This window comes from Thermocatellispora tengchongensis (genome assembly GCF_014202315.1).
GTDB lineage: Bacteria > Actinomycetota > Actinomycetes > Streptosporangiales > Streptosporangiaceae > Thermocatellispora > Thermocatellispora tengchongensis.
The window spans coordinates 89,464-111,162 of record NZ_JACHGN010000031.1 but is presented as its reverse complement, the minus strand read 5'-3'; the positions used below and the strand labels follow the sequence as shown (position 1 = coordinate 111,162).

Here is a 21,699-nt window from a genome sequence, read left to right as displayed (position 1 = left end):
TGCGCCAGCACCACCGGATCGTTGTCCACATAGACCACTTCGGCATCCGCACGCGTGGCCTGCGCCACCTCATGAACGTTGTTCATCGTCGGCAGACCCGAACCGATGTCCAAGAACCGGCCGATCCCCGCCTTACCGGCCAGGAACTTCACCGCCCGACCCAGGAACCAGCGGTTCTGACGGGCCAGCAACGGCATCTGCGGAACAACCGCCTTGACCCGATCACCCATCTCCCGGTCGGCGGCGGAGTTGTCCTTACCGCCGAGCCAGTAGTCGTACACCCGAGCGATATTCGGTACCGACGGATCGACGCCAGGCGGGGAAGCTCGCCCAACGGTTAGGCGCTGCTCATCTGCTTCCCACCAATGCAGCTCGCTTGTGTCTCGGAAAGCCATGCCGAAACCGTAAGAGCGCAGCAAGCCGCGTTGCTAGACCGACTTCGTGTCACTCTCTAAGGATCGCAAAGCGAAGTGACACGTCAGATGTCACTACTCAGTATTCGAGTCGCACAAAATCGGCCATATCGCGCATATCCGCCGTGAGGGTGCGCCTTTTCCCGATGATCCCTTGCAGAATGTCTCGTGCGTACCGCTGATTAACGATCCATTCCGGAGAATCCCTCCGGATCTGCTGCAAGATCTCGAATGCCTCCCCGTACTCGCGACTCCGCCGATGCGCGTCCGCCACATCGAGCATGTGACGATTCCTGTTATTCGACGTCGGCAACAACCCCGCCGTGGGGATGTGCTGCGAGAGCTGGAGAACCTTGTCCGGCCGATCCTCGATCATGGCATTCTCCGCCCGCTTCATCGCCACAGTGACCGGCCCGAAGGTACGAAGGAAGTCTTCCGCTGGAGCCATCTCACGCCCCATCGCAACCGCCGCCGCCCGCGCCAGCCGTATGGCATCCTCCGCCTCACCAGGGCGGTTGTCACGCGCAGCAGCAGCAGAGGTCCGCAACAACATCCAGCCCCACGCGGACAGTTCGTTTGGCGTCGCGCGCGACACACGAGGTTCCACATCATCGGCCCAGCGACTCGCCATCTGACGAGTCTGCTCAAGCTCCCCCTGGCGCAGAAGCAGCCAACAATGCGTGTTGACGATCGCCGCAGCTTCCAACGGGTTGTCCGCATCATCCAACCCGCGACGGAGCGCTGTCTCGGCAGCCTCATACTGACGGGTCTGCGTCAGCAGCCAACCAGTCAGATGGAGCAGGCGTGACCGCAAGCCACGGGCCGAACGGTCCACATCGACCAGCGCGTCAGCGTCCCGCAGAAGCGGGGGAAGAACTGCGGCCAACTCTGAGTAATGGTCGTTCTTCCACAACGGCATCGATGCAGCCAGGACCGAGCGAACGCCTTCCATCGTCGGGGGCTCATCCGGTAGGCCAGCCACCCCGTGAAGCGCCTGCCTCACAGCGCCCCACAGGTCCACTGTCGCCTCGTCTGCCTGATCGCTATCCCGCTCACTGATCAGACTTGTCGTTGGCACCCGGAGCGCGACGGCCAGTTTGCGTACCGTTTCGAGTCGCACATCTTTACGACTTCCCTGCTCAAGCTTACGAATCAGGGAAGCTGAGACCCCGGAGAGGGCGGCAAGCTCAGCCTGGCTTAGTCCACGCCGCTTACGAACACTTAGAACCCGCTCACCTATCGTGGCCATAAACCCATGCTAGACGGCCTTGCAGCGCTCAGCCCAGCCGCAATCCTGTCTGCCCGGAATATGCCTCCGGCAGGGGCCTCAGCTCCGGGAGGGGGAGGCCCGCTTGCATCTGGCGGTCTGGTGTGGCTGGGGTGGGCTGGTTCTCCCGCCCCGCTTCGGCCCCGGGGCAAGCTGAGCATGCCGACTCCTCCAGGTCAAGGCCGTCTGTGCGGGATGGCATCCCATGACCGAGGAACGGCGACCGGTCAACGTACACGCGAAGACGGCCTTGACCTTCCGTCCCCGGCATGCTGCCCCGGTATCGGGCCGAAGCAGACGGGAGAACCAGCCAACGGGTATGGTGCGGGAAGCGAGGCGACCCCCACGCCACCGGCCCGCGAGCCGACACGGAATAGGCCCCCTGACCAGGGGAAACGCGCCGCCGACGTTGGCCCGTGTATGGCCCGTGAACAGTGAGCCCCCGCGAGTCTCAGCGAGTACCAGTGAGACACCGCCACCTACCCCGCCGCCGCATCTTCCCAGGTCAGAGCACAGATCAGCCCCATGACCAGCTACCCAGCTCCACCCCGGCATCGTGCGTCCTTTTGTGGTGCTGATGGACGTGCGCATGCCCGGCATGGACGGCATCGAGGCGACCCGCCTGCTGGCCTCCCCCGCCGGCGGGCCGCGGGTGCTCATCCTGACCACGTTCGACCTGGACGAGTACGTCTACGACGCGCTGCGCGCCGGCGCGAGCGGCTTCCTGCTCAAGGACGTCACCGCCGAGCGGCTGTTCGACGCGGTACGGGTCGTCGCGGCCGGGGACGCGCTGCTGGCCCCGGCGGTCACCCGCCGCCTCATCGGCGAGTTCGTACGCGCCCGCCCCCGCCCCGACGCCGCCTCCGCCGCCGCCCTGGCCGGCCTCACCCCGCGCGAGACGCAGGTGCTGCGCCTGGTCGCCGAGGGCCTGTCCAACCCCGAGATCGCCGCCCGCCTCACCGTCACCGAGGAGACCGTCAAGACCCATGTGAGCCGGGTGCTGGCCAAGCTCGGCCTGCGCGACCGCACCCAGGCGGTCGTCGCGGCCTACGAGAGCGGCCTGGTCGTCCCCGGCTCCCGCCCGCCCGAGACCGGCCGCCGCTGACGGGCGTGCCGTCACAGCCCCATCGCATCGGCCAGGGAGTCGATGTGCGCGGCCAGCAGCGTGGCCGGGTCGTGGCCCATGCCGGAGAACTGGCCCTGCACCTCCTGGCTCACCACACCCTGCAGCAGGGACCAGGCCATCACGGTCCCGGCCAGCGCGCTCCCGGCGTCGCCGCCCGGGGCGAAGGCCGCCACCCACTCGGCCACCGCCGGGACCTCCCGAGCCCAGCGCGTCATCTCCTCGCGCAGCGCCGCCGGCCCGGCCGGGGCCCCGGCGAAGACCGGCAGGAACGGGCCGAGCACCTCCCGGGCCCGCTGCACGCTCTCGCCCGCGGCCGGATAGCCGGGCGAGGCGACCCCGGCGGCACGAGAGCCATGGACTCCGCTCGGAGCACGGGGACCCCGGACATGGGGCGCCGCCGCCACCCGGAAGGGTGACGGCGGCGTCATGCGGAGCGGGACAGGTCAGGACAGCGTGTCCTCCACCTTGATCTGGCCGCCCTGGATCACCCACTTCTGGTTGGGGTGGTCCAGGCAGGTCCACAGGCGCACGTTGGTGTTGTTGGCCCGGCTGTTGGTGGTGTCCAGGCATACCTCGCGGGCGGTGCCGACGGTGTCCTCCACCTTGATCTGGCCATCCTGGATCACCCACTTCTGGTTGGGGTGGTCCAGGCAGGTCCACAGCCGGACGTTGGTGTTGTTGGCCCGGCTGTTGGTGGTGTCCAGGCACACTTCGCGGGCGGTGCCGACGGTGTCCTCCACCTTGATCTGGCCGCCCTGGATCACCCACTTCTGGTTGGGGTGGTCCAGGCAGGTCCACAGACGCACCTTGGTGTTGTCGGCGCGACTGTTGGTGGCGTCCAGGCACACCGGGTTCGGCGCGGCCGCCGCGGCCGGTGCGGAGTTCAGCAACGTCAGCCCGGCCGCGCCGATCAGCGTCGCCGTCAGCAGGCGGATGGGGGTGGTGGGGTGCATCGGGATCCTCCTTGACGTGGGGCCCGCTCCGCCGGGAGGGCACGACAGCACCCTCTTGCGTACGCAGACGAGCCGGGGAACCATCTACCTCGGCCCGGCCGCCGTTCCGCGATCACACCGGCTCCAGGCCGACACCGACTGTAGCGATCAAATCACCGAGCGTGATATGCCGTACGGGTGAGGTGGCCCTATCCGCCTGGAGCCGCACCCTCGCCACGAGAATCCGGCATGGGCGGCATGCCGGATACGCCACAATGCCGCATGTGATTGTGGACAAGGCGATCTACTGCGGCGGCGTACGCGAGACCATCACCGGCGACATCAGCGACGCGTTCACCGAGGCCCGCGCCCGGGGAGAGTGCTTTTTGTGGATCGGGCTGCACGAGCCCACCCAGGAGGAGTTCGACCTGGTCACCAGCGAGGTCGAGCTGCACCCGCTGGCCGTGGAGGACGCCATCTACGCCCACCAGCGCCCCAAGCTCGAACGCTACGACGACACCCTGTTCGTGGTGCTCAAGCCCCTGTCGTACGCCGATGAGACCTCCGACATCGAGGTCGGCGAGATCAACCTGTTCCTGGGCGCCGACTTCGTCATCAGCGTCCGCCACGGCCAGGCCAACCCCCTCGGCGGAGTGCGCCGCCGGATCGAATCCGACCCCGGACTGATGGCCGCCGGCCCCGCCGGAGTCCTGTACGCCATCTGCGACGAGGTCGTCGACACCTACTCCCGCATCTCCCACGAGGTCGAGCACGACATCATCGCGCTGGAGGAACGGGTCTTCAGCGGCGAGGAGGCCGACGTCACCGCCGACATCTACTCCCTCAAGCGCGAGGTGCTGGAGTTCCGCACCGCCCAGGACCCCCTCGTGCCCGTCCTGGAGGAGATCGTCAAGGGCCGGGTCGAGCTGTGCTCCGGCACCCGCGAGCAGTTCCGCGACGTCCTGGACCACCTGCTGCGCGTGGACGCCCAGATCGACGAGCACAACGAACTGCTCACCAGCGCCCTGAGCGCCCACCTGGCCCTGGTCGGCCGCGAGCAGAACAGGGTGGCCATGCAGCAGAACGCCGACATGCGCAAGATCTCCTCATGGGCGGCCCTCATCGCCGTCCCCACCATGATCGCCGGCATCTACGGCATGAACTTCGACCACATGCCCGAACTGCACTGGACGCTCGGCTACCCCCTCAGCCTCACCGCGATGGTGGTCGCCGTCCTCATCGTCCACCGCCTGCTGCGCAAGAGCGGATGGCTGTGAGGCGATCACTCCTCTGGATCGGGATAGTGGAAGACCTCCTCCAGCGGCACCTTGAACACCCGCGCGATCCGGAAGGCCATCTCCAGCGACGGCGAGTAGCGGCCCTGCTCGATGGCGATCAACGTCTGCCGCGTCACGCCGATCCGCTCGGCCAGCTCCGCCTGCGTCATCTCGCCGCTCGCGAAGCGCAGGGCCCGGATCGAGTTGGTGACCTTCGTGGGCTTGGCCATGCCTAAAGACCCCGCCGGTAGGCCACGATCTTCGTCACGGCCGAGGCGAGGGCCGCCAGGACGAACGCCAGGTACAGCGTGTGGGCGATCCAGAAGTGCGCCGCCTCCCCCATCGCCAGCCCCAGCGGCACCAGCGCCAGCACGCTCATCACGTAGAACCCCACGTACTCGCCCAGCCGGCCGATCTGCCGGTCGCGCTCGTCCTTGAGCCCGGCCTCCCGCCCGGCTGCGATCCCCGCCACCACCTCGGCGGCGATGTTCAGCACCACGGCCCCGCCGATCGCCACCAGCATCGGCACCACGTACGCGGTGCGCGTGACATCGCCGCCCCCGGCGCGGACGAAGATGACCGCGAAGTACACCACCGGCACGCACAGCCCGATCACGGCGTAGACCCACGCCCGCTTCTCCTGGAACGACATACCGCCCCCCTGTCCGATCGACGACGACCACCCCGGCCAATGTAAAGCACAACAGACATCAGGTCAATTTTGCTTTACATCCACCGATGCGGCCCAGCGCGTCCGCATGGGGATACGGATGGCCGGTGCGCTCAGCGGGTGCGACAGCGCCCCCACATCGCTCCCGCGCTGCGGCGAGATGCTCACATCAGACGCCGGCGGACCCGAGCCGGCCGGCGACGTCGTCAGACGAGGTCGTAGGTCAGATGCGTCGCGGTGGATGTCGCGGTCACGCTCCGCCGCACCAGCGTGCGCCGCGTTCCGCCGGTGAACAGCGGCGTCCCGGCGCCCAGCACGACGGGTGCGAGGTGCAGCGTCAGCACATCGACCAGCCCGGCGTCGAGCGCAGAGCCGATCGTGGCGCCGCCACCCATGATGACCACGTCTAGCTCCTCGCCGCGCTGCGACGACGCCGCCTCTGCGCGCTCGCGCGCGGCGGCGACGGCGTCGGGCAGACCGCTGGTGACGAACGTCCAGTCGAGGTCGGTGAGCCGCACCGACTCCGGCGGCGTGCTCGTCACGACGACGAACGCGGGCTTGCCGACCTCGCCGGCGCCGTAGCCGGAGTCGTCGTTCCAGCCTTTCGGCCCGTCGACCACGTCGAAGAGCCGGCGACCGAGGACGACGGCGCCCGAGCGGGCGGTCGCCTCGCGCAGGATCCGTCGGTCGTCGGGGTCGTCGGAGAACGCCCACGTGTGCAGGGCCTCGCCGCCGGCGCCCAGACCGTTGTCCGGGTCCGGATCGGGCCCGGCGACGAAGCCGTCGAGGGAGACAGAGATGTCCGCGATGATCCGAGTCACGCGGACTGATTCTTCACTCACGGAAACGCGCCTGTCCAGGCCGACTCGGACTGGGACTCAGACCTGGGGAGGCTCTGCGGCCGGAGTGGTGCGCGGGCGCCGGCCGGTGAGGCCGGCAGGCCAGCCACGTTCGAGGATGCCGGTGACCACGTCCAGGGTGCGGCGGGCGTCGTCGGTGGCGGTGGCGAGGTCGGGTATCTGCAGGACGTAGCGGGCCAGGAGCCGGGCGGTGAGGTCGCCGGCGGGCAGCGCGGCCGCTGCGGCGATGGCGGCGGTGAGCGGCTCCTGGGCCACGGCCCAGGAGCGCAGCGCGTAGTCGCGCAGTTCCGGGGTGGCGCGGATGAGGTCGAGTACGCGTTGCTCATCGGGCGTGGGGTTCGCCGCGAACGGGCCGCGCCCGGCCATGTGGTCGCGGAGTGCCGCGAGCACGCTCTGCCCGGGGCGGCGGAAGCGGACGGTACGGACGAGAGCGGCGATGTGGTCGCCGCGGTCACCGGGGAAGACCAGGCTGGCCTTGCCGTCGGGGAAGTAGGTGAACAAGGTCGCGATCGAGGTGCCGGCCGCCTCGGCGATCTCGCGGACCCCGACGTTGTCGTAGCCGCGCGCGGTGAACAGCTCCACCGCGGCCTCGGTGATGGCCTGCCGGGTGGCGGCCTTCTTGCGTTCGCGCAGCCCCGGTGGGCGGGCCGGTGACGGCGGCGCCGAGGAGGATGGGGCAGCGCACGGCGGGGGATGCGGCGCGGCGTGCAGTTCGGGCGCCGGCCAGCCGTGGGCGAGCAGGGTGACGGCGGCATCGATCTCGGCGTGCGGGTCGTCGCGCTGCCACGGCTGGGCGCGATCCAGGACGAACCGGGCCACCGCGCGGGCGGCGATGTCGGCGCCGGGGGCGTCCGGCCCGGCCTGGCGGATCGCTTCGGCCAGTTCCTCTTCGTGCCGCCGCCACATGCGGCGGGCGTAGTCGCTCAGCGCCGGGGTGCGGGCGATGAGGTCGAGGAACGCGGCCGTACGCGCATCGGCGGAACCCTCGCGGGCGCGGGCCAGCAGCCAGGCCCGCAGGGCCCGCAGGACCGGTGTTCCCTCCGGGCGGTCGCGGACCGCGGAGACGAGGCCCGCCTGGACGTCGTCCTCCTCGTCGAAGACCAGGGACTCCTTGGTCGGGAAGTGCTTGAACAACCCGCTCATCGACACATCCGCCGCCTCGGCCACGTCCTTGATCGCGACCTGGTCGAAGCCGCGCTCCAGGAACAACTCCATGGCGGCGTCGGCGATCGCCTGCCTGGTGCGGGCCTTCTTGCGCTCCCTGCGCCCCATGGTGGCCTCGGTCATGCCGCCAGTCTAACCGCACTGGCCGAAACGACTTCCTCAGTACAGCTGTTATGGTTTTTGAATGACAGCACGAGTGTGCTCGTTCTTGTTCTCGGCATTCCTCGATCCCGGAGAAACGCCATGACCACGCCGCTTCGGCGCACCGTCCGGCCCCGGCCCGGCCTCGACCTCGTCCTGAGCGAGGCCGGCGGCGGCCCTCCGGTCCTCCTCCTGCACGGCGCCCCCGGCCCCGGCAGCATCGGCCCCCTCATCGACCATTTCTCCCCTCGCCACCGGGTGCTGGCGCCCGTCCACCCGGGCTGGGACGACACCGCACGGCCCGGCGGCCTCGACTCCGTGCCCGCCCTCGCCGCGCTCTACCTGGACCTGCTCGGCCACCTCGACCTGAGCGACGTCACCGTCCTCGGCACGTCCTTCGGAGGCTGGGTCGCCGCCCAGATGGCCGTGGACGACCGCCACCACCGGATCTCCCGGCTCGTCCTCATGGACGCCATCGGCCCAGTGGTACCCGGGCAGCCGGTCACACTGCCCAGCGGCCCTCCCCCGGCGGCCCCCTCACCCGCAGCCGCCGCCCCGGCACCGCGCACCGGCCCGCCCCCGCAGACCCTGACCGCCCTGCGCGCCTACGCCGGCCCTGACCTGCAAGACCCCGGCCTGCTGCCCCGCCTCGCCGCCTTCACCCGCCCCGTGCTGGTGGTCTGGGGCGAGAACGACCAGGTGGTGACCCCTGCCTACGGGCGGGCTTACGCAGCCGCGTTCCCGCACGCGCGGCTCGAACTCATCCCCGGCGCAGGCCACCTGCCCATCCGCGAGGAACCCGAGGCCGCCTTCGCCGCCATCGACCGCTTCCTCGCATAAGCGGCCCAACCGCGAGCGACCGAACCGGCCGACCACCGTCCACCCGAGAACCCGCACGTCCAGCAAGGGACATCCAGCAAGGGACACATGTCATGACCACCGCACACCACCCCATCGCGATCATCGGCGCCGGCCTCGGCGGACTGACCCTGGCACGCGTCCTGCACATCCGCGGCATCCAGGCCGCGGTGTTCGACCTGGAGGCCGACCGGCACGTCCGAACCCAGGGCGGCATGCTCGACATCCACGAGGAGAACGGGCAGCTCGCGCTGCACGCCGCCGGCCTGTACGAGCCGTTCCGCACGATCATTCACGAGGGCGGGGAGGCGATGCGGCTGCTGGACCACCACGCCAACGTCGTCCTCCAGGAGCCCGATGACGGCACGGGCGGGCGCCCGGAGGTCGATCGCGGCCGGCTACGCGACCTGCTCCTGGACTCCCTGCCCGACGGCGTGATCCGCTGGGGCGCAAAGGCCGCCGGCGCCCGCCCGCTGGGCGACGGGCGTCACGAGGTGACCTTCGCCGACGGCTCCACCATCACCACCGACCTGCTGGTCGGCGCCGACGGCGCCTGGTCGAAGATCCGGCCGCTGGTCTCCGCGGCGCACCCGGCCTACACCGGCATCTCCTTCGTCGAATTCGACCTGCTCGACGCCGACACCCGCCACCCCGACAGCGCCGACCTCATCGGCGGCGGCTTCTTCATCGCGCTGGACGGCACGCGCGGCATTCTGGCCCACCGCGAAATCGACGGCAGCCTGCACGTCTGCACCGCCCTGCGAACCGAAGAGGACCACCTGGACGGCATCGACTTCACCGACACCCCCGCCGCCAAGTCCGCGCTGCTGGCCCACTTCACCGACTGGGACGCCCGCTTCCAGACCCTCATCACCGAGGCCGACGGCCCCCTGACCCCGCGCCGCATCAACGCCCTGCCCGTCGGGCACCGCTGGGACCGCGTCCCCGGCGTGACCCTGCTCGGCGACGCCGCGCACGTCATGTCGCCCTTCGCCGGCGAGGGCGCCAACCTCGCCATGCTGGACGGCGCCGAACTCGGCCAGGCCATCGCCGGCCACCCGGGCGACATCGAGAACGCCCTGGCCGCCTACGAAGCAGCGCTCTTCGCACGCAGCGAGACCTCCGCCACCGAATCGGCCGCATCCCTGGAGCTGATGTTCGGCCCCGGCGCCCTCACCCGCCTCGCCGAGCGGTTCACCGACCGGCCGGGCTGACCGCCACCCCGGCCACCATCCCCATCACCCGACCCGAAAGGCGCCACACCATGATCAAGATCGCTGTCGTTCTGGCCAGCACCCGCCCCGGCCGCCGCGGCGAGAGCGTCGCGAACTGGGTGCTCAAGCACGCCGGCCGGCGCGAGGACGCCCGTTTCGACCTGGTCGACCTCGCCGAGTTCGACCTGCCCGACCTGGACGAGCCCCTGCCCCCGGCCACCGGCCGCTACACCCACGACCACACCAACTCCTGGGCCCGGACCATCGCCGGCTACGACGGCTTCCTCTTCGTCACCCCCGAGTACAACCACTCCGCCCCCGGCAAGCTCAAGAACGCCCTCGACCGCGTCCACGCCGAATGGAACGACAAGGCGGCCGCCTTCGTCTCCTACGGCTTCGACGGCGGTGTCCGCGCCGTCGAGGCCCTCCGCCCCGTACTGGGCGCCCTGCGGATCGCCGACGTCGCCGCCCAGGTCGCACTCAGCCTGCACCACGACTTCACCGGCTTCACCGAGTTCACCCCCGCCGACCACCAGACGGCCGCCCTGTCCACCACGCTTGACCAACTCGTCGCCTGGTCCACCGCCCTGGCCACCCTGCGCACCCCCGCCTGACCCCCCAGAGACACCCCGGCGGACAGGAGCAGCCGGTGGCGGATCACACAGAGACGGATCAGGGGCTTGCGTCCCGGTCAGCTGAAGGTTCGTTGGGGTGCCGTTAACCAACGTGGCACCAGCCGCCCTATAGGCCATGACCTGGTAACTCAGCTTCCCGCCTCCAGCTCGGGCGCGGGCGGCCGAGTGGTGTTCGCGGCCGTCGTACTCGGTCGCGAGTTGGAACTCCTCCCAGGCGAGGTCGAGGTAGCAGATGCGGCCGCCCCCGAGCGGGACGCGCACCTGGGTTCTGGGGCGTGGGAGGCCCGCGCCGATCAGGCACAGGCGCAGCCACGTCTCACGGGGTGACGCGGCTCCGCGGTCGGCGAGCCGTAACGCCTCGCGGGCACGCCTGGCCTGCCCTGGCAGGGGCAGCGCGGCCACGCGGGCCTCAAGGTCGCGGCGTCGTACGCGGTGGTGGTGCATGAACCGGTCCAGCGCGGTCACGCCCTCGACCCGGTGGAAGTGCACGGCGCAGTCGAGCGCCGTGCGTTCGGGCGTCGTGACGCCGATGCCCCGGCACATCGTCACGTCGCCGGCGGGAATCGGCTCCTCACGCAGCACGCAGCCCGGGAAGCCGGTGTGCGGGGCCGGGGCGAGCAGGCCCAGCGCCAGGTCGGGGGTGCCGCCCACGCTGGTGCTCACCCCGTGGACGTACGCGGCGGTGGCCCCGCATGCCACCGCCCGCGGCTCGCGGCTGGTGATCGCGCATGCCCGCGCGAGCAGCGGCTCATCGCCGCCGGTTGCCGTCTCGGGTCCGTTCATGGGTGAAGGATGGCCGGGCGCGAGGGGGCGGGGTGGAGCCGAATGCGGTTCTGTGGATAACGGTCAGGCGCCGACTCGGGCGGCTTCGGCACGGTGGACAAGGGCGGCGATGTGCGCGGCGATATCCGGCCACAGATCCCGGGGGAGGTTGTGGCCCATGCCGTCGATCACCACGAGTTCGGCGCCGGGGATCGCCGCCGCGGTGGCGTGCCCGCCGCTGACGTCGCACATGGCGTCGTCGGCGCCGTGGATCACCAGCGTGGGCGTGGTGACCTGGCCGAGCCGCGCCGTACGATCGCCCGAGGCCACGGCCGCGACGGCCTGACGGGCCGTGCCGGCCGGGTCGTACGAGCGGTCGTACGCGCGCCCGGTACGCTCGCGCAGCTCCGCCTCCTCCATCGGGAAGCCGGGCGAGCCCACCACCCGGAGCATGCGCACCGCCCGCTCGATCACCTCCTCCCGGGTGACGGCGGGCGGGCCGCCCAAGACCGCCAGCGCCTCGGGGCTCGCCTGCCCCACCGAGGGGGCGCCGGTCGTGGACATCATCGAGGTCAGCGACCGAATCCGGTCCGGGTGCTCGATGGCGACCGTCTGGGCGATCATCCCGCCCATCGAGGCGCCGACGAAGTGCGCGCTGTCCAGTCCGAGCGCGTCGAGCAGGCCCACGGCGTCGGCCGCCATGTCGGACAACGTGTACGCCGCCGAGGACAGGTCTCCCGCCAGCGCTGCCGGCAGGTCGGGCGGCGGGGCGTCGGACAGGTGTGTGGACAGGCCGGCGTCGCGGTTGTCGAACCGGATCACGTGCATGCCCCGGTCCGCCAGCTCGGCGCAGAAGCCGTCGGGCCAGTTGATCATCTGCGCGGCGACGCCCATCACCAGCAACACGGGCGGGTTGTGCGCCTCGCCGAAGCGCTCATATGCCACGTCTATCCCGGCAGGGCCGACATTCAGCGCCTTTTCCACGGCCACTGGCACTTCACCTTCTCATCTGAAATTTCTGCGTTTACGCGGCGAGAATTCACCGTAGCAGAGGCCAGGCGATAAACGGGAACGCAGATGAATTCGGTGACCAATATTGGCCATTAACCGCCCAAATGCATAATGGATGATATATAATGGAATTAGAGGCGCCTGCTGGAGGGTTGGGGGGCGGGCCGAGAACAGGCCCCCGGGCACGGGGATGAGTTACGGCGCGAGCCAGGACGGGCCTTCAATTCGGATCGGACGCGGAGGCGGGGACACCTCTCCAGGGCATGGGAGCGAGGCTGTGACGCGGGACGAGGACCCGCCTCCCCCAGCGCACGGAATCGTCCGCAGACGCAGACCAGACACAACAGCCTTCAGCGACACGAGAGGCCGCGAACCCGGCACGAAGACCCACCCTCCTCGCGGCATGCCTCCACCAGGGACTCCGGCGCGTACCGCCCGCCGTACTCGCCGAACCGGCTCCGCGCCCGGGGCTCGCCCATCGTCCCTCCGGTCACCCGGACGGGCTCACGCCATGGCGACACATCTCGCATCCCATGCTCACCTAGTTCTATAACTCTGCAGAGAGTTCTATAACAGTGGGCGTGGCATGGACGGCGCGGGACGCGCCACCCCCGGCCGGTCCCGCGCCCCGGGCGCGGGACTACGGTGGCGTCGCCCAGGTCGTACGACAGCGGCTTCCTGCGGCACGGCTGCCGTCACCGAGGCCGGGATCGGGCCCGGTGCGAGTCGATCAACGACCCGCGGGAGGCCCATGACGAACGGCCCCCCTGGTGCTCACCCGGCGTGAATCGGAGGACCCCGTAACGCGGGCCGATTCCGCCGGCCGGCTGTCCGCAAAGGACGCCTGAAAGGCAGGAAGGTCCCGGCCTTCCTGAACGTGCCATGCCCGTGACCGGGACTCCGCGGGCCTGGCGACAGGTGAAATCAGCTGCTCATTCTGGAGCGGAGCGAGCGCCGGCCACTGGGGGAAAGCAACCCGAAGAAGAGCATGTCGGTGAGCTCATTGGCGTAGGTGTCGGGGTCGTCGTGGAAAACGGCGGCGACGATGGCCCCTCCGACGACGGTGTAGGTCACCGTACGGCCCGAGTGCGGGCGAAATGGTGCTGGACGGCCCAAGTTGTCCAGGCTCGTGGCGAGCTCGTCGAGGTGACCGGCGATCAGGTCACGAATTTCACCGGCAAGGGCGGGAAACTCGTACATCGTGCTGGCCATGGCGCGGAAGATGCCTCGTTCGGCGCGTATGACGGCCAGGAGGTTGCGGACGAAGTTGGCGGTCTCCTGGTATCCCACGACGACATCGAGGCCGGACTGCGCAAGCGGTCGATTCTGAGCGACCTGCTCACGAATGAGCCGCAACACGGGGTCTGCGACGGCGGATCGAAACAGGCCCTCCTTCGATCCGAAATGCTTGATGACGAGTGAATCGCTCACGCCGGCGTGCTCGGCGACCACCGCCGTCGTCGTCCGTTGGTAGCCGAATTCGGTGAAGCATTCGCGGGCGACAGCGAGGATCTGGGCCCGGCGTTCGGCGCCTGACAAGCGCTGAACCGGTTCGGATCGCTCAGAGCCGCGTTTCGCGCCGAGTTCTGTCACGGGCGTGCTCGCCGTCCTTTGGCCGTCTTCACGGCTCGGATCCTATCCGTAGTGCCCGCGGCAGAGGTACGAGCGTACCGGCCCGGCACGTTGTGGCGCCGGCGAGTCCGCGCCGAGGCCGCCCGCCGTACCTGCGCCATCGGTCTATCCCGGGAGACCGTCATGCCCCGGTATCGGCCGGAAACCCTCCCTTGACGGTCGTTGGTAAGTGAGTCCACACTTACCAACTGTGTGACCGGCGTCACGGCGTTGGCACACGTCACGACTGCGCTCCCCAGTGAACGGCACGTCGATGGCGAGAAGCAGCAGCGCAACTCCAGGAGGGCACCAGAAATGGTGAGTGGCATGTTCGAGCAACGGGACCGCGAGGCTCTACGGGCGAAGTATCGCGAGGAGCGCGACAAACGGATCCGGCCCGACGGCTCGGACCAGTACATCGCGCCGACGGGCCGGTTCGCCCACTGGAAGGACGACCCGTACACGCCCTGGGTGGAGCGTGAGCCGATCACCGAGCACGTCACGCTGGCGATGGTGGGCGGCGGGTTCGCCGGCCTGTGCGTCGGCGCGCGTCTGCGGGACGCCGGCATCGACGACTTCCGCATCATCGAGAGCGGCGGGGATTTCGGGGGTGTCTGGTACTGGAACCGCTACCCGGGCGCGATGTGCGACACCGCGGCGATGATCTACCTCCCGCTGCTGGAAGAGACGGGCTACATGCCGTCGATGAAGTATGCGTTCGGCCCTGAGATCTTCGAACACGCACGGCGGATCGGCCGGCACTACAGCCTCTACGACAAGGCCGTCTTCTCCACCCAGGTGACCAGCCTGACCTGGGACGACGACGGGAAGCACTGGGTCGTCGCGACCGATCGCGGCGACCGGATCACCGCCAAGTACGTGGCGGCCGGAACAGGGCCGCTGGACCGCCCGAAGCTGCCGGGGATCCCTGGGCTGGAGACGTTCGCCGGCCACTCGTTCCACACCTCGCGCTGGGATTACGGCTACACGGGCGGCACCCCCGAGGGCGCCCCGATGACGAAGCTGGCCGGCAAGAGGGTCGGGATCATCGGTACCGGGGCGAGCGGGGTGCAGTGCGTGCCGCCGCTCGGGCGTGATGCCCAGGAGTTGTTCGTCTTTCAGCGCACGCCCTCGACGGTCGATGAGCGGAACAACCGGCCGATAGACCCCGAATGGTTCAAGACGCTCGGCCCGGGCTGGCAGAAGGAGTGGCTGGTGAACTTCGTCACCCTCCAGACCGGCGGCTTCACCGACGTCGACTATGTCGACGACGGGCATACCGATCTCGGGAAGCGGATCCGCGATCGGTGGGTCGAGATCAACGGCGGTCGCGTGCCGGAGGAGTTCGACCCCGCGGCGTTCGCCAAGGCGTATCAGGACGTCGACGACGAGAAGACCGAGGAGATCCGGCGGCGGGTCGACGCGATCGTCACCGACCCCGAGACGGCCGCGCGCCTCAAGGCGTGGTACGGCCTGCTCTGCAAGCGGCCCTGCTTCCACGATGAGTACCTGCAGACGTTCAACCGCCCCAACGTCCACCTCGTCGACACCGACGGCAAGGGGGTCGAGCGCATCGACGAGGCCGGCGTGTGGGCGGCCGGCGTCCACTACGACCTTGACTGCATCATCTACGCGTCCGGTTTCGAGTTCGGCCGCGACTACACGAGCAGCGGGGCGTTGGAGATCATCGGCCGCGACGGACTGGCGCTCGCCAAGAAATGGGCCGACGGGATGGAGACCTTCCAGGGCATGTACACCCGCGGCTTCCCGAACCTGTTCATCGTCGGCTTCCGCCAGGGGCTCGGCTTCCCGATCAACGTGACGAGCAACTACACCGAGGCGAGCCTCACCCTGGCCGCGGTCGTCACGCATGCCGAGCAGGTCGGCGCCGGCGAGGTCGAGACGTCCGAGGACGCGGAGCGGGCGTGGGTCGAGGCGATCGAGTCGGCGCCGGTGGGATTCATCGGCGGAGCCGAGTGCACGCCCGGCTTCTACAACAACGAGGGCCGGCCCGAGTCACGCGCGCACAGGTTGAGCATGACCCCGCACCCGATGGGTCCGGCCGGATTCCTCTCCTACATCGACGAGTGGCGCACCTCTGGCCGGTTCGAAGGGCTGGAATTCCGCCCGTGACCGGCGCCGCCGGGCGCGTGCCATGACCGTGTCGCGCGGACACGACCACCCGCGTTCCGGACGCCGGCCCGACTACTTGACACAGCCACGACCAATCAGGAGCACGTCGATGACCAGCACCGAGGCACAAGCAACGTTCGCCTTCCTGCGGCAGCTCAAGGAGCGGGCCACGGGGACGCGGCTGACGATCGAGGAGATGCGCGCCGCAGGCGAGCAGTTCGGCGCGCTCACGGCCGAGCCTGCCGGTGTCACCTACACCCCGGCCGACGTCGCCGGCATCCCGGGGCAGTGGATCGAGCCGGCCGACGCGACCGGCGAGGGAACGCTGCTCTTCCTCCACGGCGGTGGCTACATGATGGGTTCGGTGAACAGCCACAAGTGGCTGATCGGCCACATCGCCAAGGCCGTCGGCGTGCGGAGCCTGGCCATCGACTACCGGCTCGCTCCGGAGAACCCCCACCCGGCCCAGGTCGAGGACGCCGTTACCGCATACCGCTGGCTCCTCGAGGCCGGTCACGACCCCGCCAGGCTCGCCATGGCGGGTGATTCCGCAGGCGGTGGGCTGACGATGCTCACGCTGCTCCGGCTCCGCGCGGACGGTGTGCCGCCGCCGGCCGCGGCCGTCCTGCTGTCGCCGTGGGTGGACCTTGAGGGATCGGGTGAGTCGTTGAAGACACGTGCCGACGTGGACCTGTTGATCACCGCTCAGGGCAGCAGGCACGCGGCCGAGGCGTTCCTCCCCGGGGGCGGCTTCCGCGATCCCACCGTGTCGCCGTTGCACGCGGACCTGTCCGGCCTGCCGCCGATCTACGTGCAGGTCGGCGACCACGAGGTGCTGCTCGACGACTCGACCAGGCTCGACGAGCGGCTTCGGGCGGCGGGTGTCGACGTCCGCCTCGACGTGTTCCCGGAGATGCAGCATGTGTTCCAGATGTCCGCCGGGAACATGCCCGAGGCCGATGACGCCGTCGCCCGTATCGGGGCGTGGCTGGCCCCGCGGCTTGCGGGCTGACGTCACGGCGATGAGTGCCCTAGGAGAGATCATGCCCGCCGAAGCCGATCCGATCGCCGCCACGGAGCGCTTTCTCGACCTGCTGGAGAACGGCGACCGGGCCGGCCTCACGGCGATGCTCGACGACGACGTCGTCTGGTCAGTGCCGATGACAGCGACCGGCGATCCCGGCGACGTCGTACGCGTCGAGGGCAAGGACGCTTTCTTGGCGCGAGTCGGCAAGCTGGAGACGATCACCCGTACCGTACGATTCGTGGACCGCCGGATCAGCGTGACCGCCGACGGCGCGACCACCTTCGTGCAGGCGCGCGGTGACTTCCGCACGACAGGTGGCACGCCGTACCGCAACACGTACGTCTTCCGGTTCGACTGGCTGCGCGGAAAGCTCCGTAGCTGGGAGGAGTACGCCAACCCGATCGCCGTCCACCGCGCCTTCCCCGAACTCGCCCCCAGATCGTGAGACCACACCGTCTCGGGCGGGATCCCGGCCAGGAGAACCGATCTGCAACGACTTCCTCGGATGGTAGCCTGACCAAGGACTGACACCTCCCGGCAGATCCTGCCCAGCCGGGTCTCTATGAAGGCGATGGAAGGCCCCCGTTTCGGCCGACGCCAGGGTGGGAGAGGATCATGACCGAGCAGGCCGATCTCGAGCAGCGCGTCCGCGCCCGCGCGGCCGAGACCGGCGAATCCCACGCGACCGCCCGCGGCCCCGCCGACGACTGGATGGCCGCGGCGTTGCACGTCAGCAACGGCGATGCCACGGACCTGCCCGGAACCGGGATCGCCCGGCGCGTGCTGTACTGGCGCGACGTCCTGCACGAAGGCCCGGTGCCCGCGGTCGGCCCCGAGGAGCTTCGCCGGATCCGGGCCGCCTTCCTCATCCAGGCGGACGCCGACGACCGCGGCGAGGCCATGGCGATGTTCGCCGAGCGGGACAGGACCCTGAAGGCCAACCGGGACGGCGAGTACGTGCTGTGGTTCGAGGCCGATCTGTACGACCAGTTGCAGATCATCCAGATCCTCGCCCGTCTCGCCGATCTCGACGTGCCGGCGCAGCGTGTCACCCTGATCCGCATCGGCGAATACCCGGGCATCGCCCGCTTCGGCGGCCTCGGCCAGCTGACCGCCGGACAACTGCGCGAGCTGCCCGCGACGAAGGCGTGCGCCCGGCTGACCCCGGACGCGCTACGGCTCGCCGCCCGCGCCTGGGCCGCCTTCCGGGCGCCCACGCCCGAGGGCCTCGGCGCCATCGCCGCGAACCGCTCCCCCGACCTGCGTTTCCTGGGCGAGGCGTTCGACCGGCTCAGCCGCGAGTACCCCGCCACCCGCGACGGGCTGTCGCGGGAACGTGAGGAGTCGATCCTTGCCGCAGCACGGGGGCGAGTCAGGGGCACCGAGGGGGCCCGCCGAGGATCGGCCGATGGCGGAGAGCGGGCAGCGGATCGTCGCAGGCCGTGCGGGTGAGCTGCCGCCATGGCTGCTCGAAGGCATGTTCCGCCTCCGGCACGAGGTGTTGGGGTGCCGATAACCAACGTGTCATAGGCCGCCAAACCTCGAAGATCCTTAGCCTGACCTTCTGTAATGCCGGAGGGCCCGGCGCGGATCTATGGGCATGGAACGTCCGCCGCTTGGCATGGATGAACTCATCGAGCACTGGACTGTGCTGAGTGATGAGGTCGGCCTGGTCAGCGCGAAGCAGGAAGGCACACGTCTGGCCTTTGCGCTGTTGCTGAAGTACTTCACGCAGCACGGGCGCTTCCCGCGCGGGCGAGCGGAGTTTCCTGACGATGTGGTCGACTACGTCGCGAAGCAGACCAAGACGTCGCCCAGCAGCTTAGGCTTGTACGACTGGTCAGGCCGGACGATTGAGCGTCATCGCGGTGAGATCCGCGACCATCTCGGTTTCCGGGATTGCTCGAGGTGGCCCGCCGGTGGAGCGCGGTCCCGCTGATCGACATCCTCAAGGAGGCGATCCTGCGCACCGGCTGCCTGGCCAAGGTGACAGCGGCGACCGGCACCGGCCACATGAGCCCGGAGGTGCTCGCCGAGCGGCTCATGCTGGTCATCTACGCCTACGGCACCAACTGCGGCATCCGGCAGGTGATCTCCGGCGCCCACGACCACAGCGAGGAGGACCTGCGCTACGTGCGCCGCCGGTACCTGATCCCGGAGGTGGCCCGCACCATCGCGGTCGAGATCGCCAACGCCACCTTCGCCACCCGCGACGCTGGCCTGCGGGGGCAGGGCTCGACGGCGGTCGCCTCCGACTCCACGCATTTCCGGGCATGGGATCAGAACCTGTTCACCGAGTGGCACTCGCGGTATGGCGGTCGCGGGATCTTGGTGTACTGGCACGTGGAGCGCGGGTCGGACAGGTTGTCGGAGGCGCTGCCGCGTTGGCGAATCACGCCGTGAGGAAGAAGGTTGTCTAGTTGCTTGGTGGTCTCCCGGGCATTGGTGCTGGCACCGCCCTGACCGCGATCCTTCTGCCGGTCAAGTTCGTCAGTAGTCCGGCTGGCGGCCGGCGGCCTTCTTGGCGCCGAACCCGCAGTCCTCACCGGCGCGCTCGTCGGCTATGCCCGGGTCTCCATCCGCGATCAGCGCCTGGATCGGCAGACTCGCGCTCGAAGCCTCGGCTGCATCCGCATCTTCGCCGACAAGCTGAGCGGCAAGAACACCGACCGCAATAGCTCGCCAAGGCGCTGGACTACCTGCGCGCCGGTGACCCCTCGTGGTCCCCTCGCTCGACCGGCTCGCTCGCTCCCTGCAGGACCTCATTACGATCGTCGCCGACCTGCGCCGCCGCAGCGTTGGCTTCCGGTCCCTGAAGGAAGCTCTCGACACCACCACCCCCGGCGGCCGACTCGTCTTCCACGTCTTCGCCGCGCTCGCCGAGTTCATCCGCGAGCTCATCGTGGAAGGCGCCCACGAGGGCCTGGCCGCCGCCCGCGCCCGCGGTCAGCGCTTGGGCCGTCCGCCGGCCATGACGGCCGAGCAGATCCGGCACGCCCGCGACCTGCTCACCCGGCCGGAGAACACCGTCTCCTCCATCGCCCGGTTGCTCGGCGTCGGCCGCTCGACCATCTACAAGTACGTCCCCGAACTCGCGACAGGCCCTGCCGTCGAACAGCCAACGGTGCGAGCAGAGCTGGAAGCGGGAAGCTGATTTCCCAGCTCGGGCCTTTGGCGGTTGGTGCCAGGTCGGTTGCTGACCCCTATTGGGGCTTGTAGCGGGAGAACGCCTCCCGTACCTCCTGGGGGGAGCGGGCCAGTGCGGTCTCATCGGGGTCGGCGCCGGTGACGTGTGGCAGGTGGACGACGATGTCGTACGCGTCCAGCGCGTTTACCGGCGCGTAGAACGCGCCGAGACCAGCGCGTTGCACGGTAGCGCTCCTGACGGCGTCGGCGTCGGCGGGCGACAGCCGCCGTAGGTCGATGGCGTAGGGGCCGCCGTGGCTGGCGTGCATGAGGGCGTCGAGGCTGCCGGGCTCGGGGGCGGGCATCGGCGCGAAGAGGGTGCCGGCCATGAACGCGGCGGCGTCGGAGTTGAGCATGTGGCCAGTTCCCGACGTGGCGCCTATGACCAGGTAGTCCTCGCCCAGCCGGTCTGCCAGGTGCATGCCCATCGGGGTCACTGGGTTCATGCCTGGGAGTACGGCGGGCCCGCGCTGGATGTGGGCGTTGTGGGCGGCCAGGACGATCTGGTCATGCCTGCGCAGAATCGCTTCGACCGTGTCGGCGATCTCGGCGTCGCGGTTGTAGAGCACGCTTTGATGGTCACCGCTGGTCATGCCTCGGATGACGGAGTCCAGGGTGAACGCGTGGCGCATGGAGCGCAGCGCGCGCTCGTATGCCTCGGCGGTGGTGCGCCTGACGTACTCCAGACGTCGGCCCTTCATGCGCGCGGCGAGGCCGGCGAGGCCCGCTGTCAGCGCGTTCTTGGTCTCAGGCGGAAGCTGCGCGTAGGCGGCCATGGTCGCGGGCGCGACGAACGGGGACGTCGCGGAGAAGGCCGAGGCTGTCTCCCGGATGGCCGGGTCGGCCTCGAAGCCGGGATCGGCCTGCGCGAGGAAGGCGAGCACGGCGTCCAAGGCGGGGATCAGGGAGGCGTTTTGGCCCCCCAGGTCAATGCCGTAGAAGCCGACTGGGCGCTCGGCGGAGGCGTTGTGCCTGCGCATCCACTCCAGGTGGCTGCCCATCTGCCGCCACAGGCCCATCAGCGAGGTCAGACCGCCTGCCATGACCTCACCGAGCCGATCGTCGTTGCCGCCGCGGACCCAGGCGTCAGCCTGCCATCCCTCCGTGTAACCGGTCTCCATCGCGTAGGCGCCGAAACCGTGCCGCTCGGTCAGGTAGCGCAGGAGGCGGTGGCGCAGTTCGTAGGACTCGCGGTTGTAGTGCGCGCTCTCGCCGATCGCCACCACCCGCGCGTTCCCGATCGTCTCGTCCAGCCATTCCAGGTCGTCCAGTGCGGCGGCCGGATCGAGCGTGCACAGGGGGATCACCGCTGCGGCGCTGAGTCGGGCCGGCGGTGTGGTCGTGTGCGTGGTCATCGACACCCTCTCCATTTGTACCAAGTTTGGGAACAGTACCATCTATGGGAGAATTGG

General features: G+C 69.5%; 23 protein-coding genes and 2 pseudogenes. 12 read left to right on the top strand and 13 right to left on the bottom strand.

What is annotated here, in order from left to right; translation table 11 throughout:
• The 3 genes and pseudogenes from HNP84_RS46205 to HNP84_RS54395 all read right to left on the bottom strand — a co-directional run.
• The coding region (locus HNP84_RS46205) for an SAM-dependent methyltransferase (RefSeq protein WP_312927226.1) at nucleotides 1-281 on the bottom strand (281 nt) is incomplete at its 3' end.
• A gap of 211 nt (nucleotides 282-492) precedes the next feature.
• Entirely contained in the window at nucleotides 493-1,365 is an 873-nt protein-coding gene (locus HNP84_RS46200) for a transcriptional regulator (protein ID WP_246519500.1), read from the bottom strand.
• Nucleotides 1,366-1,491: 126 nt separating this feature from the next.
• Nucleotides 1,492-1,662: pseudogene (locus tag HNP84_RS54395) on the bottom strand (helix-turn-helix domain-containing protein); the annotation flags it as partial.
• A gap of 595 nt (nucleotides 1,663-2,257) precedes the next feature.
• On the opposite strand from HNP84_RS54395, the gene HNP84_RS46195 reads away from it, so the two are divergent.
• The gene (locus HNP84_RS46195; protein ID WP_185056488.1) at nucleotides 2,258-2,785 is read left to right on the top strand and encodes a LuxR C-terminal-related transcriptional regulator; all 528 of its coding nucleotides are present in this window, start codon (nucleotides 2,258-2,260) and stop codon (nucleotides 2,783-2,785) included.
• Nucleotides 2,786-2,796: 11 nt separating this feature from the next.
• Here the strand turns inward: HNP84_RS46195 and HNP84_RS55660 are convergent, their stop codons facing one another.
• Together HNP84_RS55660 and HNP84_RS46185 are read right to left on the bottom strand one after the other, a co-directional pair.
• Nucleotides 2,797-3,105, bottom strand: a complete 309-nt coding sequence (locus HNP84_RS55660; protein ID WP_185056475.1) for a TetR-like C-terminal domain-containing protein — start codon at nucleotides 3,103-3,105, stop codon at nucleotides 2,797-2,799.
• A 144-nt stretch (nucleotides 3,106-3,249) separates the two neighbouring features.
• Entirely contained in the window at nucleotides 3,250-3,759 is a 510-nt protein-coding gene (locus HNP84_RS46185) for an RICIN domain-containing protein (protein WP_185056474.1), read from the bottom strand.
• Between the two features lie 263 nt (nucleotides 3,760-4,022).
• Between HNP84_RS46185 and HNP84_RS46180 the strand changes: the two genes are divergently transcribed.
• The gene (locus HNP84_RS46180; RefSeq protein ID WP_185056473.1) at nucleotides 4,023-5,015 is read left to right on the top strand and encodes a magnesium and cobalt transport protein CorA; all 993 of its coding nucleotides are present in this window, start codon (nucleotides 4,023-4,025) and stop codon (nucleotides 5,013-5,015) included.
• A gap of 5 nt (nucleotides 5,016-5,020) precedes the next feature.
• Here HNP84_RS46180 and HNP84_RS46175 read toward each other — a convergent pair whose 3' ends face one another.
• The 4 genes from HNP84_RS46175 to HNP84_RS52250 form a co-directional block, all read right to left on the bottom strand.
• Nucleotides 5,021-5,245, bottom strand: coding sequence for a helix-turn-helix transcriptional regulator (locus HNP84_RS46175; RefSeq protein WP_185056472.1), 225 nt, complete (start codon nucleotides 5,243-5,245; stop codon nucleotides 5,021-5,023).
• 2 nt (nucleotides 5,246-5,247) lie between these two features.
• Entirely contained in the window at nucleotides 5,248-5,667 is a 420-nt protein-coding gene (locus HNP84_RS46170; protein WP_185056471.1) for a hypothetical protein, read from the bottom strand.
• A gap of 224 nt (nucleotides 5,668-5,891) precedes the next feature.
• On the bottom strand, nucleotides 5,892-6,506 hold the full coding sequence (locus HNP84_RS46165) for a dihydrofolate reductase family protein (protein ID WP_185056470.1): 615 nt from the start codon (nucleotides 6,504-6,506) through the stop codon (nucleotides 5,892-5,894).
• Between the two features lie 57 nt (nucleotides 6,507-6,563).
• Nucleotides 6,564-7,832 carry a TetR/AcrR family transcriptional regulator gene (locus HNP84_RS52250; protein ID WP_221337608.1) on the bottom strand — a complete coding sequence of 423 codons (1,269 nt, stop codon included), beginning with the start codon at nucleotides 7,830-7,832 and terminating at the stop codon, nucleotides 6,564-6,566.
• A gap of 120 nt (nucleotides 7,833-7,952) precedes the next feature.
• Between HNP84_RS52250 and HNP84_RS46150 the strand changes: the two genes are divergently transcribed.
• The 3 genes from HNP84_RS46150 to HNP84_RS46140 all read left to right on the top strand — a co-directional run bounded on the left by HNP84_RS46150 (nucleotide 7,953) and on the right by HNP84_RS46140 (nucleotide 10,536).
• Nucleotides 7,953-8,690, top strand: a complete 738-nt coding sequence (locus tag HNP84_RS46150) for an alpha/beta fold hydrolase (protein WP_185056469.1) — start codon at nucleotides 7,953-7,955, stop codon at nucleotides 8,688-8,690.
• Nucleotides 8,691-8,782: 92 nt separating this feature from the next.
• Nucleotides 8,783-9,922 carry an FAD-dependent oxidoreductase gene (locus tag HNP84_RS46145; RefSeq protein WP_185056468.1) on the top strand — a complete coding sequence of 380 codons (1,140 nt, stop codon included), beginning with the start codon at nucleotides 8,783-8,785 and terminating at the stop codon, nucleotides 9,920-9,922.
• A gap of 50 nt (nucleotides 9,923-9,972) precedes the next feature.
• Nucleotides 9,973-10,536 carry an NADPH-dependent FMN reductase gene (locus tag HNP84_RS46140; protein ID WP_185056467.1) on the top strand — a complete coding sequence of 188 codons (564 nt, stop codon included), beginning with the start codon at nucleotides 9,973-9,975 and terminating at the stop codon, nucleotides 10,534-10,536.
• A gap of 387 nt (nucleotides 10,537-10,923) precedes the next feature.
• Here the strand turns inward: HNP84_RS46140 and HNP84_RS56975 are convergent.
• The 3 genes and pseudogenes from HNP84_RS56975 to HNP84_RS46130 all read right to left on the bottom strand — a co-directional run.
• Nucleotides 10,924-11,340, bottom strand: a pseudogene (locus HNP84_RS56975) (type IV toxin-antitoxin system AbiEi family antitoxin); the annotation flags it as partial.
• Nucleotides 11,341-11,403: 63 nt separating this feature from the next.
• On the bottom strand, nucleotides 11,404-12,264 hold the full coding sequence (locus HNP84_RS46135) for an alpha/beta fold hydrolase (protein ID WP_312927222.1): 861 nt from the start codon (nucleotides 12,262-12,264) through the stop codon (nucleotides 11,404-11,406).
• Between the two features lie 990 nt (nucleotides 12,265-13,254).
• A complete protein-coding gene (locus HNP84_RS46130; protein WP_185056465.1) occupies nucleotides 13,255-13,923 on the bottom strand; it encodes a TetR/AcrR family transcriptional regulator in 669 nt (222 codons plus the stop codon).
• A 231-nt stretch (nucleotides 13,924-14,154) separates the two neighbouring features.
• Here HNP84_RS46130 and HNP84_RS46125 point away from each other — a divergent pair, with 231 nt between their 5' ends.
• The 7 genes from HNP84_RS46125 to HNP84_RS54390 all read left to right on the top strand — a co-directional run bounded on the left by HNP84_RS46125 (nucleotide 14,155) and on the right by HNP84_RS54390 (nucleotide 20,255).
• Nucleotides 14,155-16,074 (top strand): flavin-containing monooxygenase, encoded by a 1,920-nt coding sequence (locus HNP84_RS46125; RefSeq protein WP_312927221.1) that lies wholly within the window; start codon nucleotides 14,155-14,157, stop codon nucleotides 16,072-16,074.
• A 109-nt stretch (nucleotides 16,075-16,183) separates the two neighbouring features.
• Nucleotides 16,184-17,086 carry an alpha/beta hydrolase gene (locus HNP84_RS46120; RefSeq protein WP_185056464.1) on the top strand — a complete coding sequence of 301 codons (903 nt, stop codon included), beginning with the start codon at nucleotides 16,184-16,186 and terminating at the stop codon, nucleotides 17,084-17,086.
• Nucleotides 17,087-17,117: 31 nt separating this feature from the next.
• Nucleotides 17,118-17,546 carry a nuclear transport factor 2 family protein gene (locus HNP84_RS46115; protein ID WP_185056463.1) on the top strand — a complete coding sequence of 143 codons (429 nt, stop codon included), beginning with the start codon at nucleotides 17,118-17,120 and terminating at the stop codon, nucleotides 17,544-17,546.
• Between the two features lie 170 nt (nucleotides 17,547-17,716).
• Nucleotides 17,717-18,553 (top strand): DUF1835 domain-containing protein, encoded by an 837-nt coding sequence (locus tag HNP84_RS46110; RefSeq protein ID WP_246519487.1) that lies wholly within the window; start codon nucleotides 17,717-17,719, stop codon nucleotides 18,551-18,553.
• 169 nt (nucleotides 18,554-18,722) lie between these two features.
• Nucleotides 18,723-19,040 carry a DUF4158 domain-containing protein gene (locus HNP84_RS46105; RefSeq protein WP_185056462.1) on the top strand — a complete coding sequence of 106 codons (318 nt, stop codon included), beginning with the start codon at nucleotides 18,723-18,725 and terminating at the stop codon, nucleotides 19,038-19,040.
• Nucleotides 19,010-19,504 (top strand): Tn3 family transposase, encoded by a 495-nt coding sequence (locus HNP84_RS46100; RefSeq protein WP_312927229.1) that lies wholly within the window; start codon nucleotides 19,010-19,012, stop codon nucleotides 19,502-19,504. Before HNP84_RS46105 ends, HNP84_RS46100 begins: the two co-directional genes overlap by 31 nt.
• Nucleotides 19,505-19,820: 316 nt before the next feature.
• On the top strand, nucleotides 19,821-20,255 hold the full coding sequence (locus HNP84_RS54390) for a recombinase family protein (protein WP_312927218.1): 435 nt from the start codon (nucleotides 19,821-19,823) through the stop codon (nucleotides 20,253-20,255).
• A gap of 49 nt (nucleotides 20,256-20,304) precedes the next feature.
• On the opposite strand, the gene HNP84_RS46090 is transcribed toward HNP84_RS54390, so the two are convergent.
• Complete coding sequence (locus HNP84_RS46090) at nucleotides 20,305-21,642, bottom strand: erythromycin esterase family protein (RefSeq protein ID WP_185056460.1); 1,338 nt, start codon at nucleotides 21,640-21,642, stop codon at nucleotides 20,305-20,307.
• Nucleotides 21,643-21,699: the final 57 nt, after the last annotated feature.

Excerpts from the sequence above, each read along its gene's own strand:
- HNP84_RS46200 (WP_246519500.1), bottom strand. The coding sequence starts at position 1,365 with ATGGAAGGCGTTCGCTCGGTCCTGGCTGCATCGATGCCGTTGTGGAAG.
- HNP84_RS46195 (WP_185056488.1), top strand. The coding sequence starts at position 2,258 with ATGGACGTGCGCATGCCCGGCATGGACGGCATCGAGGCGACCCGCCTG.
- HNP84_RS46185 (WP_185056474.1), bottom strand. The coding sequence starts at position 3,759 with ATGCACCCCACCACCCCCATCCGCCTGCTGACGGCGACGCTGATCGGC.
- HNP84_RS46175 (WP_185056472.1), bottom strand. The coding sequence starts at position 5,245 with ATGGCCAAGCCCACGAAGGTCACCAACTCGATCCGGGCCCTGCGCTTC.
- HNP84_RS46170 (WP_185056471.1), bottom strand. The coding sequence starts at position 5,667 with ATGTCGTTCCAGGAGAAGCGGGCGTGGGTCTACGCCGTGATCGGGCTG.
- HNP84_RS52250 (WP_221337608.1), bottom strand. The coding sequence starts at position 7,832 with ATGACCGAGGCCACCATGGGGCGCAGGGAGCGCAAGAAGGCCCGCACC.
- HNP84_RS46150 (WP_185056469.1), top strand. The coding sequence starts at position 7,953 with ATGACCACGCCGCTTCGGCGCACCGTCCGGCCCCGGCCCGGCCTCGAC.
- HNP84_RS46145 (WP_185056468.1), top strand. The coding sequence starts at position 8,783 with ATGACCACCGCACACCACCCCATCGCGATCATCGGCGCCGGCCTCGGC.
- HNP84_RS46140 (WP_185056467.1), top strand. The coding sequence starts at position 9,973 with ATGATCAAGATCGCTGTCGTTCTGGCCAGCACCCGCCCCGGCCGCCGC.
- HNP84_RS46120 (WP_185056464.1), top strand. The coding sequence starts at position 16,184 with ATGACCAGCACCGAGGCACAAGCAACGTTCGCCTTCCTGCGGCAGCTC.
- HNP84_RS46115 (WP_185056463.1), top strand. The coding sequence starts at position 17,118 with ATGCCCGCCGAAGCCGATCCGATCGCCGCCACGGAGCGCTTTCTCGAC.
- HNP84_RS46110 (WP_246519487.1), top strand. The coding sequence starts at position 17,717 with ATGACCGAGCAGGCCGATCTCGAGCAGCGCGTCCGCGCCCGCGCGGCC.
- HNP84_RS46105 (WP_185056462.1), top strand. The coding sequence starts at position 18,723 with ATGGATGAACTCATCGAGCACTGGACTGTGCTGAGTGATGAGGTCGGC.
- HNP84_RS46090 (WP_185056460.1), bottom strand. The coding sequence starts at position 21,642 with ATGACCACGCACACGACCACACCGCCGGCCCGACTCAGCGCCGCAGCG.